Consider the following 14,261-nt stretch of genomic DNA (forward strand, 5'->3'; position numbering starts at 1 on the left):
TCGGCATGGACGTGGTGCGGTGGGGCATGATCGGCTGCGGCAGCGTCACTGAACGCAAGAGCGGGCCTGCGCTGCGCAAGGCGCCAGGTTCGGCGTTGGTGGCGGTGATGGGGCGACGGCTCGACGCCGTCAGCGACTACGCCGCCCGCCACGGCGTCGGGCGGTTCTACACCGACGCCGACGCCCTGATCAACGACCCCGACGTGGACGCGGTGTACATCGCCACGCCTCCCGACAGCCATCACGCCTACAGCCTCAAGGTCGCCGCCGCCGGCAAGCATTGCTGCGTGGAAAAGCCCATGGCGCTCAACGCCGGGCAAAGCCGTGAGATGCACCAGGCGTTCGCCGACGCCGGCCTGCACCTGTTCGTGTCCTATTACCGCCGTTCGCTGCCGCGCTTCCGGCAGGTGCGGCAATGGCTGGACGAAGGGCGGATCGGCGAGGTCCGGCTGCTGAGCTGGACGCTGACCAAGGCGCCGTCGAAGACAGATCTTGAGGGCGGCGACAACTGGCGCACCGACCCGGCGGTGGCCGGCGGCGGCTACTTCGCCGACCTGGCCAGCCATGGCCTGGACCTGTTCCAGTACCTGCTCGGCGACATCGTCGACGTGGCCGGTTTCACCGCGCGCCAGGCCGGGTTGTACGCGGCCGAAGATGCCGTCGGCGCCAGTTGGCGGTTCGCCGGCGGCGCCTTGGGCATGGGCTGCTGGAGCTTTGCCGCGGATCGGCGCGAGGACCGGGTCGAGATCGTCGGCAGCCGCGGGCGGATCGGTTTTTCCGTGTTCGATGAGCAACCGGTTGAACTGCATGCCGATGAACACGTCAGCCTGCACATCCCCCATCACGAACATATCCAGTGGCATCACGTCCTGGGCATGAACGCCCACATCCGCGGCCAGGCGCAGCACCCGGCGGTGGCCGCCGAGGCCCTGAAGACCGATTGGGTGATGGACCGGATCCTCAAGCGCGGGTGACGCCCTGCGGCGTCCGGACTGATGCCATCGCCAGCAGGCTGGCTCCCACAAGGGATCTCGGTCGGCTGCAAGGTTGGCGATCACTGCAGAACAATGTGGGAGCCAGCCTGCTTACGATGACGCCAGTGAGCGCACCGCAGGGCAAGACAGTTGTGCCCGCAACCCCGCATCTAAGGTTATGCCCAAACAATATTTCTCAAGCCCGATGCCGCTTCCCTAAGATCACGTCATAACTCGTTATGACAAGTGATCGCCGATGACCGACAACCTCCTTTCCCTGGGCAGCGTCCCGTTGCACACCCAACTGCGCGATGTGCTGCGCACGCGCATCCTCGACGGCCAATACCCGCAAGACAGCCAGATGCCCTCCGAAAGCGAGCTGGGCGCGATGTTCAAGGTCAGCCGCATCACCGTGCGCCAGGCGCTGGGCGATCTGCAGAAGGAAGGGCTGATCTTCAAGATCCACGGCAAGGGCACGTTCGTCGCCAAGCCCAAGACCTTCCAGAACGTCAGCACCCTGCAAGGACTGGCCGAATCCATGACCGGCCGCGGCTACGAGGTGATCAACCGCCTGCGCAGCTTCCGGTTCATCGCCGCCGACGCGCGCATCGCCGAACGCCTGCAAGTGGCCGAAGGCGACACCGTGGCGCAGATCAAACGCGTGCGGCTGATCAACCGCGAGCCGGTCTCGCTGGAGATCACTTATCTGCCCAAGCACCTGGGCGAGCGCCTGGAGAAGGCCGACCTGGTGACCCGCGACATCTTCCTGATCCTGGAGAACGACTGCGGCCTGGCGCTGGGGCATGCGGACCTGGCCATCGACGCCGTGCTGGCCGACGACGACCTGACCCAGGCGCTGGGCGTCGAGGCCGGCTCGCCGATCATGCGCATCGAGCGTCTGACCCACGATGCCGACGGCCGTCCGCTGGATTTCGAACACCTTTACTACCGCGGCGATGCGTTCCAGTACCGCCTGCGGATCGACCGGCAAAAAGGGGAACGCACATGACGCAGGATTCGACGGCAGGCACCACGATCGAACAGGAATACGACATCGTCGTGATCGGCGGCGGCACCGCCGGCCCGATGGCGGCGATCAAGGCCAAGGAGCACAACCGCGACCTGCGCGTGCTGCTGGTGGACAAGGCCAACGTCAAGCGCAGCGGCGCGATCAGCATGGGCATGGACGGCCTGAACAACGCGGTCATTCCCGGCCACTCGACGCCTGAGCAATACACCAAGGAAATCACCGTCGCCAACGACGGCATCGTCAACCAGGCGGCGGTGTACGCCTACGCCACCCACAGTTTCCAGACCATCGAGCAGCTCGACCGCTGGGGCGTGAAGTTCGAGAAGGACGAAACCGGCGACTACGCCGTGAAGAAAGTCCACCACATGGGCGCCTACGTACTGCCGATGCCGGAAGGGCACGACATCAAGAAAGTCCTCTACCGCCAATTGAAGCGGGCGCGGGTGAGCATCACCAACCGTCTGGTCTGCACCCGCCTGCTGACCGACGGGGAGGGCACGGTCAACGGCGTGATGGGCTTCGACTGCCGCACCGCCGACTTCCACGTGATCAAGGCCAAGGCGGTGATCCTGGCCTGCGGCGCCGCCGGGCGCCTGGGCCTGCCGTCCTCCGGCTACCTGATGGGCACCTACGAGAACCCGACCAACGCCGGCGACGGCTATGCCATGGCGTACCACGCCGGGGCCGAACTGGCGAACCTGGAATGCTTCCAGATCAACCCGCTGATCAAGGACTACAACGGCCCGGCCTGCGCCTACGTCACCGGCCCCTTGGGCGGCTACACCGCCAACAACAAGGGCGAGCGCTTCATCGAGTGCGACTACTGGAGCGGGCAGATGATGTGGGAGTTCCACCAGGAACTGGAAAGCGGCAACGGCCCGGTGTTCCTCAAGCTCGATCACCTGGCGGAGGAAACCATCCAGGACATCGAACAGATCCTGCACAGCAACGAACGCCCGAGCCGGGGCCAGTTCCACGCCAACCGCGGCACCGACTACCGCACGCAGATGGTCGAGATGCACATCTCGGAGATCGGCTTCTGCAGCGGTCATTCGGCGTCTGGCGTATGGGTCAACGAGCGGGCCGAGACCTCGGTCAAGGGCCTGTATTCGGCGGGTGACATGGCGGCGGTGCCGCACAACTACATGCTCGGCGCCTTCACCTACGGCTGGTTCGCCGGGCAGAACGCGGCGCAGTTCGTGGAAGGGCGCGGGTTCACCGCACCGGATGCCGGACAGGTCGAGCGGGAGCGGGCGCGGGTGTTCGCGCCGCTTGCGCGCGAGCACGGCCTGCCGCCGGCCCAGGTCGAGTACAAGCTGCGGCGCTTCGTCAACGACTACCTGCAACCGCCGAAAGTGACCAAGAAAATGGAGATCGGCCTGCAGCGCTTCGGCGACATCGAGCGCGACCTCGATCAACTCAAGGCCCACAACGCCCACGAGCTGATGCGCGCCATGGAAGTCAGCGTGATCCGCGACTGCGCCGAAATGGCCGCCCGCGCCTCGCTGTTCCGCGCCGAAAGCCGTTGGGGCCTGTACCACCACCGGGTCGACCATCCGCAGCGCAACGACCGCGATTGGTTCTGCCATTGCCACCTGAAGAAGGGCGAGGACGGGCGCATGACCAGCTTCAAGAAGCCCGTCGAGCCTTACATCATCCCGCTCGACGCCGTTGAAATGCAGGCCTACGACCGCCTGCGGGTCGGCGCCAGCGCCGCCTGAACATCACCCAAAGAGAGCCCGGACCATGGCCCATCAAGCCCAGGAAATCTTCTTCCGCTCCAACGCCCCCGTCACCGTGGACGAGGACAAGTGCATCGCCGACAAGGGCTGCACCGTGTGCGTCGACGTCTGCCCGATGGACCTGCTGGCGATCAACCCGGCCACGCAGAAGGCCTACATGGCCTTCGACGAGTGCTGGTACTGCATGCCTTGCGAAAAGGACTGCCCGACCGGGGCGGTGCGAGTGGAGATCCCGTACCTGCTGCGCTGATCCGTGGCGCGCTCACTGACGCCATCGCCAGCAGGGCTGGCTCCCACATTGGATCGGTGTGGTGCCCATCCTCTGCGGGAGCAACAGTCCTGATCATGTCCTGCGGTGACTGGGCCGGCCTCTTCGCGGGCAAGCCCGCTCCCACAGGGTTTTGCAGTGGTCATAATTTTTGCATCCACCAAGCCCCCTGTGGGAGCTGCGGTGCGACGATTCGACTTGCCAGCGAAGGCGTCATTCAAGGCGCCGCAGGACAGAAGCAAGACAGTTGCTCCCACAGGAATCCGGATGAATGCAGAATCTGCGACCCCTGAACAGTCATGTGGGAGCCAGCCTGCTGGCGATGAGGCCGCCACCGACAACGCAAGACGCCATCCGGCCACCCCCGGACGCCAAGACAAGAACATTCCGCGTTTCCCACCGCCCACCGACAGCGGCGCAAACGCACCGTCCGAACCTAAGCCGTGGTGAGCCCATGACCTCATTTTTTGCTGTGACCGACAACGCCGACATCCTCGCCCTGCAACCGCGCCTGACCGCCGAGGATCCGGGCGTGCGCCGCATTGCCCTGATCGACCTGGCCGACCTCGAAGAGCCGGACGGTCTGCTCTGGCTGGTGGATCGGCTGGCGGACGACCCCGCCGAAGACGTGCGCGCCGAAGCGGCGCGCCTGCTGGAGGCCTGGGAAGACGCGCCGGTGGTCGAAGCCTTGTGCCAGGCCCTGACCGATCCGGCGCCGGCGGTACGGGCCGCCGCCGCGCAAAGCCTGAGCCTGCTCAAGCGCGAAGCGGCGGGCCGGGTGATCCTGCCGTGGACGGCGCATGCCGAAACCGAAGTGCGCACGGCGGCCTGGCGGGCCCTGCGAGAACTGCGCCTGGCCGAAGCGGCGCCGGCAGCGGTGGCGGCGCTCGACGACGCCGATGCGGGCGTGCGCCGCGAGGCGGTGGGGGTGCTCGGCTGGCTCAAACAGCTCGATGCCTTGCCGGCGCTGGCACGGCTGGCCAGCGCTGATCCGGACAGCGAAGTGCGCCGCGCCGCCACCGGCGCCCTCGGGCTGGCGTCCGGCGCCGACGTGCTGCCGGCTCTGCAACGGGCCTTGCAGGACGCGGCCTGGCCCGTGCGCGAAGAGGCCGCCACGACCCTGGGCAAGGTCGGCCACCCCGACGCAGGCCCGGCCCTGATCCAGGCCCTGAGCGACGACTACTGGCAGGTGCGCCTGCGCGCCGCCCGCAGCCTCGGCCGCCTGCGCCATGTCGCCGCGTTGGATGCGTTGATCGAGACCCTCGGCCACCGCATCAGCAACCTGCGCAAGGAGGCGGCGCTGGCCTTGGGCGACCTCAATGACCGCGGCGCGGTGGCCGCGTTGCAGGCCGCCCAGGACGACGGCGACCCGGAGGTGCGCAAGGCCGTGCGCATCGCGTTGAGTCAGTTGCAATGAGCCCGTTGGCCATCGGCAATGCTTCGGTCGGGCAGACATTGCGCTTGAAATGGCCGGACGGGCGCGAACAGCGCCTGGGGCACGTTGAGTTGCGCCGTCGCTGTCCGTGCTCGCAGTGCCGGGCGTTGCGCCTGCGGGGCATGACGCCGCAGGTCGATGAGCGCATCCGCGTCATCGAACTCAACCCCCAGGGCTATGGCCTGCAACTGGTGTTCAGCGACGGCCATCAGCGCGGGATCTATCCGTGGCAGTACCTGGCGCAACTGTCTTGATCCTGCGGTGTTTCGACTGACGCCTTTGCGGGCATGTCGCACCGCCGCTCCCACAGGGTTCTGCGGTGACCTCAGACCCAGCTTTCACCCGAGATCCCCTGTGGGAGCCAGCCTGCTGGCGATGGCGCCAGTCCGGACACCACAGGCCCGGGGCAAGACAGTTGCGCCTACGCTGCCACAAATGCCTGTGGGCGCGGGCTTGTCAGGCAACAACCATTCGCCTGACTCCGCGCTATCGCCAGCAGGCTGGCTCCCACAGGGTTTGGTGATGTCGGGTCACTGCGCAGCCGTCATCGCCGGCCGGCAACCCCGGAAGATGTCCAGCCCCGGCTGGTACAGCGAGGTCTTGACCTCGAACAGCCCCAGCACCGAGTGGAACAGGTTGTCGTGGCTCAGGTCCGGCTGGCCGCTTTTGCCTTGCAGGCAGCCACGGTCGATGCCCAGTTGCGCCAGGGTGTTGTTGCCGAACCACATCACCATCGGCACATGGGTCTGCGCCTCGGGGGCCAGGGCATAAGGCGCGGCGTGCAGGTACAGGCCGTTCTCGCCCAGGGACTCGCCGTGGTCGGAGACGTACAGCATCGAGGTGTCGAGGGTGTCCTGGTTGCGCTTGAGCAGCTCGATCACCTTGGCCAGGAAATGGTCGGTGTACAGGATCGTGTTGTCGTACACGTTCACCAGTTCCTCACGGCTGCAGCTGCCCAGCTGGTTGGTGCGGCAGATCGGCTTGAAGCGTTCCTGCTCCTTCGGGTAGCGCTCGTAGTATTCCGGGCCGTGGCTGCCGTCGGCGTGCAGGACGATGATCGCGTGGCCCTTGAGGCTGTCGATGTAGCCCTGCAGATCCGCCAGCAGCGCCTCGTCGAGGCAGTTGTTGCCGTCGCAGAACGGCCCCGGCTGGTTCTTGGCGATGTCGCGGTGCGGCACCCGCAGGCAGGTGCCCTTGCAGTCGCTGTTGTTGTCCAGCCACAGCACCTGCACGCCGGCGCGCTGGAGGATGTCGAGCAGGCCTTCGTAGGTCTTGCCTTTCTTGTCGCTGTAGTCCTCGCGGGGGAACATCGAGAACATGCACGGCACCGACACCGCCGTGGACGTGCCGCAGGAGTGCACCTGGGTGAAGTTGAGGATGTCCAGCTTGCTCAGCTCGGGGTTGGTCTCGCGCTCATAGCCGTTGAGCGAGAAGTGGTCGGCCCGGGCGGTTTCGCCGACCACGAACACCATCAGCGATTTCTTTTCGCGGGCGGCGGCCTTGGCGCTCATCACGGCGTCTTCGCCGACGGCCTGCACCACGAAATGCTTTTTGATCCCCAGCCGCTGCTTGGCGTATTTGCTGATCGCGTAGATGTAGTTGGTCGGGTTGATGAAGTGGGTGAGCTTGTCTTCCTCGCGAAAGATCGGCGCGTAGGTCGAGTAGAACGCGCCCACCGACGCGCCGATCACCAGCACGCAGGCGGCGATCACCAGCACCTTGTTCAGCAGCCCGCGAAAGAACGGCCGGTACGCCACCGGCCAGCGCCAGATCAGCGCCGCCGGCACCACGCCGAGCAGCAGCACATAGGCCAACAGCTTGCCGCTGAACAGCGCGGAGGCTTCCGCCGGGTTGGTCTCGAACACGTTCTGGATCATCACCGTGTCGATGGTGATGCCGTATTCGTTCATGAAGTAGGCGGCGCAGGCCGAGAGCAGGGCGACCAGGGTCAGCGCCGGCTTCAGCGTCCAGCGGAACGACACCAGGGTCAGCAGCAGGGTGATGGCGGCCCACAGGAACACGCCGAAGGAGGCGAAGAACGCCAGCTTGTGCGCGCCCTGCAAGGTGATCAGCGTGCCCAGCGCCTTCCATGTCGCCAGGTTGTACAGCGCCACCAGCGCCAGGGAAAACAGCAGCACCAGACGGGTGGGGGTGATGGACGGTAAACGCAGTCCTTTGCCTGCAGCCATTGGGGTTTTTCCTCTACTCGGATAGAAAGCACACGCGGTTCGCGTGCAACTGTAGAAGATCGTTGGTCAAAAATTCGTAAACATCCTGTAACAAACCTTCGGTGATGGTCAGGGTTCATGCACAGGGATGAAGGGTGATCAAGATCCCTGTGGGAGCCAGCCTGCTGGCGATGGCGGTGGGTCAGGCAACACAGATGCCGCAGTGCCGGCCTCATCGCTTGCAGGCAAGCTCCTACAGGTTTTTGCGGTGGGCACAGACCTGCGGCCGCTGCTGAACCCTGTGGGAGCCGGCTTGCCGGCGATGACGGTGGGGCAGGCACCAGAGATATCGGCAGTGCCGGCCTCATCGCTGGCAAGTCGAATCGTCGCACCGCAGCTCCCACAGGTTTTGTGGTGTGCCTAGATCTTGCAGACACCCGAGATCCACTGTGGGAGCCAGCCTGCTGGCGATGGCGGTGGGGCAGGCAACAGGGTTGTTGGCAGTGCCGGCCTCATCGCTTGCAGGCAAGCGCCTACAGGTTTTTGCGGTGTACATGGATCCTGCGGACACCGGCGATACCTGTGGGAGCCGGCTTGCCGGCGATGACGATGGGTCAGGCAACAGAGATGCCAGCAGTGCCGGCCTCATCGCTGGCTATCCAGCTCCCACCGTTTTGGCCTGACTGGCGGTCGTTGCCAGAAAATCCCCGGTAGAGTACAAATGTACTCCATGACAAACCTGACTCCCCGCCGCACCGCCATCCTGACCTTCATCCGCGAGCGCATCGCCGAACACGGTCAGCCCCCGAGCCTCGCTGAAATCAGCGAGGCTTTTGGTTTCGCCTCCCGCAGCGTGGCGCGCAAGCATGTGCTGGCGCTCACCGAAGCCGGGTTCATCGAGGTCAATCCGCATCAGGCCCGGGGCATCCGCCTGCTCAACCAGCCGGCGCGTCCGGAGCTGCTGGACGTGCCGGTGCTGGGCCGGGTGGCGGCGGGTGCGCCGATCGGCGCCGACGCCGAGGTCCACAACCGCCTGATGCTCGACCCGGCGCTGTTCGCCCGCGCACCGGACTACCTGCTGCGGGTGCAGGGCGACTCGATGATCGAGGACGGCATCCTCGACGGCGACCTGGTGGGCGTGCGGCGCAATCCCGAGGCGCTCAACGGCCAGATCGTGGTGGCGCGCCTCGACGGCGAGGTCACCATCAAGCGCTTCGAGCGGGTCGGCGATGAGGTCCGCCTGCTGCCGCGCAACCCCGCGTACCGGCCCATTGTGGTGCGGGCCGACCAGGACCTGGCCATCGAAGGGGTGTTCTGCGGCCTGGTGAGGCAAGGCTGATGGGCGCCGTCGTTGCGTTGGACACGCTGTTCAATGGCGGCCAGGTGTGGAAGGGCCGGCCCGCAGCCCCGGCCGCCAGCCCGCAGCCCACCGGCCACCCTGCGCTGGATGCGGCGCTGCCCGGCGGCGGCTGGCCGGAGTCGGCGTTGAGCGAAATCCTGTTCTCAGGCCCCGGCGTCGGCGAGCTGCAACTGGTGTGGCCGACCCTGGCGCGGCTGTCGGCGGCGGGCGAGCGCATCGTGCTGGTGGCGCCGCCGTTCGTGCCGTACCCCCAGGCCTGGGCCAATGCCGGCGTCGACCTGCGTCAGTTGTCGGTGATCCGGGCCGGCGAGCGCGATGCCTTGTGGGCGGCGGAGCAATGCCTGCGCTCGGGCAGTTGCGGCGCGGTGCTGTGCTGGCCGCACAAGGCCGATGACCGGGCGCTGCGGCGCTTGCAGGTGGCGGCGGAGACCGGCCAGACCCTGGCGTTCGCCTGGCGTCCGTTGAGCGAGGCGGTCAACCCGTCGCCGGCGGCGCTGCGGATCGCCATCGACGCCCAACCGGCGCAGCTGCGGGTGCTCAAATGCCGCGGCGGGCTGGCCCGCACGGCGCCGATCGCCTTTGCCGTGGGGCATTGAGGTCGCCATGCGCTGGGTCTGCATCCTGTTTCCGCAATTGGCGCTCGACGCGGTGCTGCGTCAACGCCCCGATCCCGATCAACCGTTGGCGCTGCTCAGCGGCCCGGCCCAGCGCCGGGTGCTGCAGGCGGTGAACGATGCGGCCAGGGCCCTGGGCCTGCGTCCCGGCCAGTCGATGACCGCCGCCCAGGCCCTGAGCCGGGATTTCGCCAGCGCCGACTACGACATGGCCGAGGTCGAGCACTGGCAACGCTTTCTCGCCGCCTGGGCCTACCGCTTCAGCGCCCAGGTCAGCGTGCATTACCCGCGCACCGTGGTGTTCGAGATCGAGTCCAGCCTCGGGCTGTTCGGCTCCTGGGCACAGTTCGAGGCGCTGCTGCGTTCGGAGCTGGCGGCGCTGGGCTTCCGTCACCGCATCGCCGCGGCGCCCAACCCGGCGGCGGCGCGGGTGCTGGCCAACGTCGGCGACGGTCTGGTGGTGCCCGACGGCGAAGCCCTGCGCCATCATCTGGGACGGCTGCCCGTCGACCGGATCGGCCTGGCGCCGAACGTGGCCACGGCGCTGGAGCGCATGGGCCTGCGCCACCTCGGCCAGGTGCAGGCCTTGCCGCGTCAGGCGCTGGCCAGGCGTTTCGAGGCACAGGTGCTCAAGCACCTGGACACCCTGTTCGGCGCACGGCCGCTGGCGCTGGCGTTCTATCAGCCGCCGGACCGCTTCGACGTGCGCATCGAACTCAATTTCGACGTCCAGTCCCATCAGGCGCTGCTGTTCCCGTTACGCCGCCTGACCGCCGACCTGGCGGCGTTCCTCTGCGGCCGCGACAGCGGCGTGCAGCGTTTCGACCTGCACCTTGAGCATGCCGGCCTGCCGGACACGCTGATCAAGGTCGGCCTGCTCAGCGCCGAGCGCGATCCGGCGATGCTGTTCGAGCTGGCCCGCGGGCGTCTGGAGCAGGTGCAGGTCGAGGCGCCGGTGCGCGGTTTTCGCCTGTGCGCCGAGGACTTGCCTGTCTTCGTGCCGCAGCATCAGGAACTGTTCGACGAGCGCCCCCAGCAGACGTTGCCCTGGGAGCAGCTGCGCGAACGCCTGCGCGCCCGGCTGGGGGACGACGCGGTGGTCGGCCTGCGCTCCCAGGCCGACCACCGTCCGGAGTGCGCGTGGCAGGACGGGACCGACAAGCTGCCCTGCGCGTCGCTGTCGGGCGTGCACCGTCCGGGCTGGCTGCTGGGCGAGCCGCAGGCGCTGCCCGAGGGGGCGGCGCGGATCCTCATGGGGCCGGAGCGCATCGAATCCGGCTGGTGGGACGGTGGCGACGTGCGCCGCGACTACTACCTGATCCAGAACCGCGCCGGCCAGCAAGGCTGGGCCTACCGGGCGGTGGGCGAGGGCGGTCCGTTGTGGCTGCAGGGCTGGTTCGCATGAACGACGGCTATGCCGAACTGCACTGCCTGTCGAACTTCAGTTTCCAGCGCGGCGCCTCCAGTGCGCTGGAGCTGTTCCAGCGGGCGAAGCAGCAGGGCTACCAGGCTTTGGCGATCACCGACGAATGCACCCTGGCCGGGATCGTCCGGGCCTGGCAGGCGGCGAAATCCGTTGAACTGCCGCTGATCATCGGCAGCGAGGTGCGCATCGACCAGGGCCCGAAACTGGTGCTGCTGGTGGAAACCCTCGAAGGCTATCAGGCCCTGTGCGGCCTGATCACCCGTGCCCGGCGGCGCACGCAGAAAGGTTGCTATCAGGTACTGCGGGAGGACTTCGGGCAACCGCTGCCGGGGTTGCAGGCGCTGTGGGTGCCGGACGCCATCGATGACATCGAAGAAGGCCGCTGGCTGCGGCAGGCCTTCGGCGAGCGCCTGTGGCTGGCGGTGCAGCTGCATTGCGGGCAGGACGACCGCCAACGGCTGGCGGCGTTGCTGGAATTGGCCGACGGGCTGGGCATCCCGGCGGTGGCCAGCGGCGACGTGCACATGCACGCCCGTGGCCGCCGGGCGTTGCAGGACACCATGACCGCGATCCGCCACCACGTCCCGGTGGCCGAGGCCGGGCTGCGCCTGCACCCCAACGGCGAGCGGCACCTGCGCAGCCTCGACGCGCTGCGCGGGCTGTATCCGCCGGCCCTGCTGCAGGCCTCGGTGGATCTGGCCCGGCGCTGCACCTTCGACCTGGGCCAGTTGCACTACCGCTACCCGCAAGAGCTGGTGCCCGACGGGCACACCGGCCGTTCCTGGCTGCGGCGGCTGACCAAGGACGGCATCGCCTGGCGCTGGAAAAAAGGGGCGCCCTACAAGGTGCTGAGGCAGATCAACAAGGAACTGAAGCTGATCACCGAACTGGGCTACGAAAGCTATTTCCTCACCGTCCACGACGTCGTGAAGTTCGCCCGCGATCAGCGCATTCTCTGCCAGGGCCGCGGCTCGGCGGCCAACTCGGCGGTGTGCTTCGCCTTGGGCATCACCGAGATCGACCCGGATCGCACCACGCTGCTGTTCGAGCGTTTCATGTCGAAGGAGCGCAACGAGCCGCCGGACATCGACGTGGATTTCGAGCACGAACGCCGCGAAGAGGTCCTGCAGTACGTGTTTCGCCGCTACGGCCGCGGTCGCGCCGCGTTGACGGCGGTGGTCAGCACCTACCACGCGGCCGGCGCCGTGCGCGATGTGGCCAAGGCCCTGGGCCTGCCGCCGGATCAGGTCAACGCGCTGGCCGATTGCTGCGGCCACTGGAGCGACGACGTGCCGCCGGTCGAGCGGTTGCGCGAAGGCGGGTTCGACCCGGGCAGCCCGGTGCTGCGCCGGGTGCTGAGCCTGACCGGGCAACTGATCGGCTTCCCCCGGCACCTGTCGCAGCACCCCGGCGGCTTCGTCATTTCCCAGGAGCCGCTGGACACCCTGGTGCCGGTGGAGAACGCCGCCATGGCCGACCGCACGGTCATCCAGTGGGACAAGGACGACCTCGACGCGGTCGGGCTGCTCAAGGTCGACATCCTCGCCCTCGGCATGCTCAGCGCGATCCGCCGCTGCTTCGACCTGCTGAGCCGCCACCGCAACAGGGCGCTGAGCCTGGCGACGATTCCGGCCGATGACCGGCCGACCTACGACATGATCAGCCGCGCCGACACCATCGGCGTGTTCCAGATCGAGTCGCGGGCGCAGATGTCGATGCTGCCCCGGTTGCGGCCGCAGAACTTCTACGACCTGGTGATCGAAGTGGCCATCGTCCGTCCGGGGCCGATCCAGGGCGGGATGGTGCATCCGTACCTGCGTCGCCGGAACAAAGAGGAAAAGACCACCTATCCGTCACCGGAACTGGAGGCGGTGCTCAAGCGCACCCTCGGCGTGCCGCTGTTTCAGGAACAGGTGATGCAGATCGCCATCGTCGCGGCCGACTACAGCCCCGGCGAGGCCGACCAACTGCGCCGTTCCATGGCCGCGTGGAAGCGTCATGGCGGACTGGAGCCGCACAAGGAGCGGCTGGCCGCCGGCATGAAGAAGAACGGCTACACCCCGGAGTTCGCCGCGCAGATCTTCGAACAGATCAAGGGCTTCGGCAGCTACGGGTTTCCCGAGTCCCACGCCGCTAGCTTCGCCTTGCTCACCTATGCCAGTTGCTGGCTCAAGTGCCACGAGCCGGCGGCGTTCGCCTGTGCGCTGATCAACAGTTGGCCGATGGGGTTCTACAGCCCGGACCAGATCCTCCAGGACGCCCGCCGGCACCACTTGCAGATCCGCCCGGTGGACGTGCGCGCCAGCGACTGGGATTGCGGCCTGGAACCCATGGCCGGCGGGCAGCCCGCGATCCGCATGGGGCTGCGCATGGTCAAGGGCTTTCGCGAGGAGGACGCCCGGCGCATCGAGGCGGCGCGGGAGCGGGGCGCATTTGCCGATGCCACCGACCTGGGCGGACGGGCAGGGCTCGACAGCCGGGCCCTGGCGTTGCTGGCGGACTGCGGGGCGTTGCGCGGGCTGGCGGGTCACCGCCACCGGGCGCGCTGGGAAGTGGCCGGGGTGCAGGCGCAGCTTGGGCTGTTCGCCGGGTTGCCGGGGCAGGAGGAGCCTGAAGTCGTGCTGCCCAAACCCAGCGTCGGCGAAGACCTGCACGCCGATTACGCCACCCTCGGCACTACCCTGGGGCCGCATCCGCTGGCGTTGCTGCGCGAGGAACTGAGGGTGCGGCGGTGCCGCAGTTCGCGGGAATTGCAGGAGGTCGAGCACGGCCGGCCGGTCAGCATCGCCGGGCTGGTGACCGGACGCCAACGGCCGGGCACCGCCAGCGGCGTGACCTTCGTCACCCTTGAGGACGAGTTCGGCAACGTCAACGTGGTGGTCTGGCGCGACCTGGCCGACCGCCAGCGCCGGGTGCTGGTGGGCTCGCAGTTGCTCAAGGTCGATGGCCGCTGGGAACGCGAAGGCGAGGTGCGCCACCTGATCGCCGGACGGCTGAGCGACCTGAGCCCGCTGCTCAACGGCATCCGCGTGCAGAGCCGCGACTTCCACTGACCCCGCCCCGGACACCTTTTCAGCCGCGCCGCATCCACCAGCAGGCTGGCTCCCACAATGGATCTCGGGTGTCTGCAAGATCCAGGTGCACCCCAAAACCTGTGGGAGCTGGCCTGCCAGCGATGAGGCCGGCACTGCCGACATCCCTGCTGCCTGACCCACCGCCATCGCCAGCAGGCTGGCTCCCACAA

Annotated in this window: 11 protein-coding genes; 10 read left to right on the forward strand and 1 reads right to left on the reverse strand. The window is 67.5% G+C overall.

Annotation, left to right across the window (positions count from 1 at the left end):
• Positions 1-5 precede the first annotated feature (5 nt).
• From ACIP0B_RS08905 to ACIP0B_RS08930, 6 genes are all read left to right on the forward strand, one after another.
• Entirely contained in the window at positions 6-974 is a 969-nt protein-coding gene (locus ACIP0B_RS08905; protein ID WP_400831284.1) for a Gfo/Idh/MocA family protein, read from the forward strand.
• Between the two features lie 256 nt (positions 975-1,230).
• On the forward strand, positions 1,231-1,983 hold the full coding sequence (locus tag ACIP0B_RS08910; RefSeq protein WP_400831286.1) for a GntR family transcriptional regulator: 753 nt from the start codon (positions 1,231-1,233) through the stop codon (positions 1,981-1,983).
• The gene (locus tag ACIP0B_RS08915) at positions 1,980-3,725 is read left to right on the forward strand and encodes a fumarate reductase/succinate dehydrogenase flavoprotein subunit (protein WP_400831287.1); all 1,746 of its coding nucleotides are present in this window, start codon (positions 1,980-1,982) and stop codon (positions 3,723-3,725) included. Before ACIP0B_RS08910 ends, ACIP0B_RS08915 begins: the two co-directional genes overlap by 4 nt.
• A 25-nt stretch (positions 3,726-3,750) precedes the next feature.
• A complete protein-coding gene (locus ACIP0B_RS08920) occupies positions 3,751-3,996 on the forward strand; it encodes a ferredoxin family protein (RefSeq protein ID WP_400831289.1) in 246 nt (81 codons plus the stop codon).
• Between the two features lie 472 nt (positions 3,997-4,468).
• Positions 4,469-5,431 carry a HEAT repeat domain-containing protein gene (locus tag ACIP0B_RS08925; protein WP_400831291.1) on the forward strand — a complete coding sequence of 321 codons (963 nt, stop codon included), beginning with the start codon at positions 4,469-4,471 and terminating at the stop codon, positions 5,429-5,431.
• The gene (locus ACIP0B_RS08930) at positions 5,428-5,703 is read left to right on the forward strand and encodes a DUF971 domain-containing protein (RefSeq protein WP_400831292.1); all 276 of its coding nucleotides are present in this window, start codon (positions 5,428-5,430) and stop codon (positions 5,701-5,703) included. Before ACIP0B_RS08925 ends, ACIP0B_RS08930 begins: the two co-directional genes overlap by 4 nt.
• A 276-nt stretch (positions 5,704-5,979) precedes the next feature.
• Here the strand turns inward: ACIP0B_RS08930 and ACIP0B_RS08935 are convergent, their stop codons facing one another.
• Positions 5,980-7,638 (reverse strand): phosphoethanolamine transferase, encoded by a 1,659-nt coding sequence (locus ACIP0B_RS08935; RefSeq protein WP_400831294.1) that lies wholly within the window; start codon positions 7,636-7,638, stop codon positions 5,980-5,982.
• A gap of 700 nt (positions 7,639-8,338) precedes the next feature.
• Between ACIP0B_RS08935 and lexA the strand changes: the two genes are divergently transcribed.
• The 4 genes from lexA to ACIP0B_RS08955 are packed head-to-tail and all read left to right on the forward strand — an operon-like array spanning position 8,339 to position 14,070.
• Positions 8,339-8,956: a transcriptional repressor LexA gene (lexA, locus tag ACIP0B_RS08940; protein ID WP_400831295.1), complete on the forward strand. Its 618-nt coding sequence runs from the start codon at positions 8,339-8,341 to the stop codon at positions 8,954-8,956.
• Complete coding sequence (gene imuA / locus ACIP0B_RS08945; protein WP_400831297.1) at positions 8,956-9,573, forward strand: translesion DNA synthesis-associated protein ImuA; 618 nt, start codon at positions 8,956-8,958, stop codon at positions 9,571-9,573. Before lexA ends, imuA begins: the two co-directional genes overlap by 1 nt.
• A gap of 7 nt (positions 9,574-9,580) precedes the next feature.
• Positions 9,581-10,996 (forward strand): Y-family DNA polymerase, encoded by a 1,416-nt coding sequence (locus ACIP0B_RS08950; RefSeq protein ID WP_400831299.1) that lies wholly within the window; start codon positions 9,581-9,583, stop codon positions 10,994-10,996.
• A complete protein-coding gene (locus ACIP0B_RS08955; RefSeq protein WP_400831301.1) occupies positions 10,993-14,070 on the forward strand; it encodes an error-prone DNA polymerase in 3,078 nt (1,025 codons plus the stop codon). The genes ACIP0B_RS08950 and ACIP0B_RS08955 overlap by 4 nt, the downstream gene beginning before the upstream one ends.
• Positions 14,071-14,261: the final 191 nt, after the last annotated feature.

This window comes from Pseudomonas sp. NPDC089534 (genome assembly GCF_044749305.1).
Lineage (GTDB): Bacteria > Pseudomonadota > Gammaproteobacteria > Pseudomonadales > Pseudomonadaceae > Aquipseudomonas > Aquipseudomonas ekonensis.

What these genes read in the sequence shown, in the direction of transcription:
- ACIP0B_RS08905 (WP_400831284.1), top strand. Translation starts at nt 6, where the DNA reads ATGGACGTGGTGCGGTGGGGCATGATCGGCTGCGGCAGCGTCACTGAA.
- ACIP0B_RS08910 (WP_400831286.1), top strand. Translation starts at nt 1,231, where the DNA reads ATGACCGACAACCTCCTTTCCCTGGGCAGCGTCCCGTTGCACACCCAA.
- ACIP0B_RS08915 (WP_400831287.1), top strand. Translation starts at nt 1,980, where the DNA reads ATGACGCAGGATTCGACGGCAGGCACCACGATCGAACAGGAATACGAC.
- ACIP0B_RS08920 (WP_400831289.1), top strand. Translation starts at nt 3,751, where the DNA reads ATGGCCCATCAAGCCCAGGAAATCTTCTTCCGCTCCAACGCCCCCGTC.
- ACIP0B_RS08925 (WP_400831291.1), top strand. Translation starts at nt 4,469, where the DNA reads ATGACCTCATTTTTTGCTGTGACCGACAACGCCGACATCCTCGCCCTG.
- ACIP0B_RS08930 (WP_400831292.1), top strand. Translation starts at nt 5,428, where the DNA reads ATGAGCCCGTTGGCCATCGGCAATGCTTCGGTCGGGCAGACATTGCGC.
- ACIP0B_RS08935 (WP_400831294.1), bottom strand. Translation starts at nt 7,638, where the DNA reads ATGGCTGCAGGCAAAGGACTGCGTTTACCGTCCATCACCCCCACCCGT.
- lexA (WP_400831295.1), top strand. Translation starts at nt 8,339, where the DNA reads ATGTACTCCATGACAAACCTGACTCCCCGCCGCACCGCCATCCTGACC.
- imuA (WP_400831297.1), top strand. Translation starts at nt 8,956, where the DNA reads ATGGGCGCCGTCGTTGCGTTGGACACGCTGTTCAATGGCGGCCAGGTG.
- ACIP0B_RS08950 (WP_400831299.1), top strand. Translation starts at nt 9,581, where the DNA reads ATGCGCTGGGTCTGCATCCTGTTTCCGCAATTGGCGCTCGACGCGGTG.
- ACIP0B_RS08955 (WP_400831301.1), top strand. Translation starts at nt 10,993, where the DNA reads ATGAACGACGGCTATGCCGAACTGCACTGCCTGTCGAACTTCAGTTTC.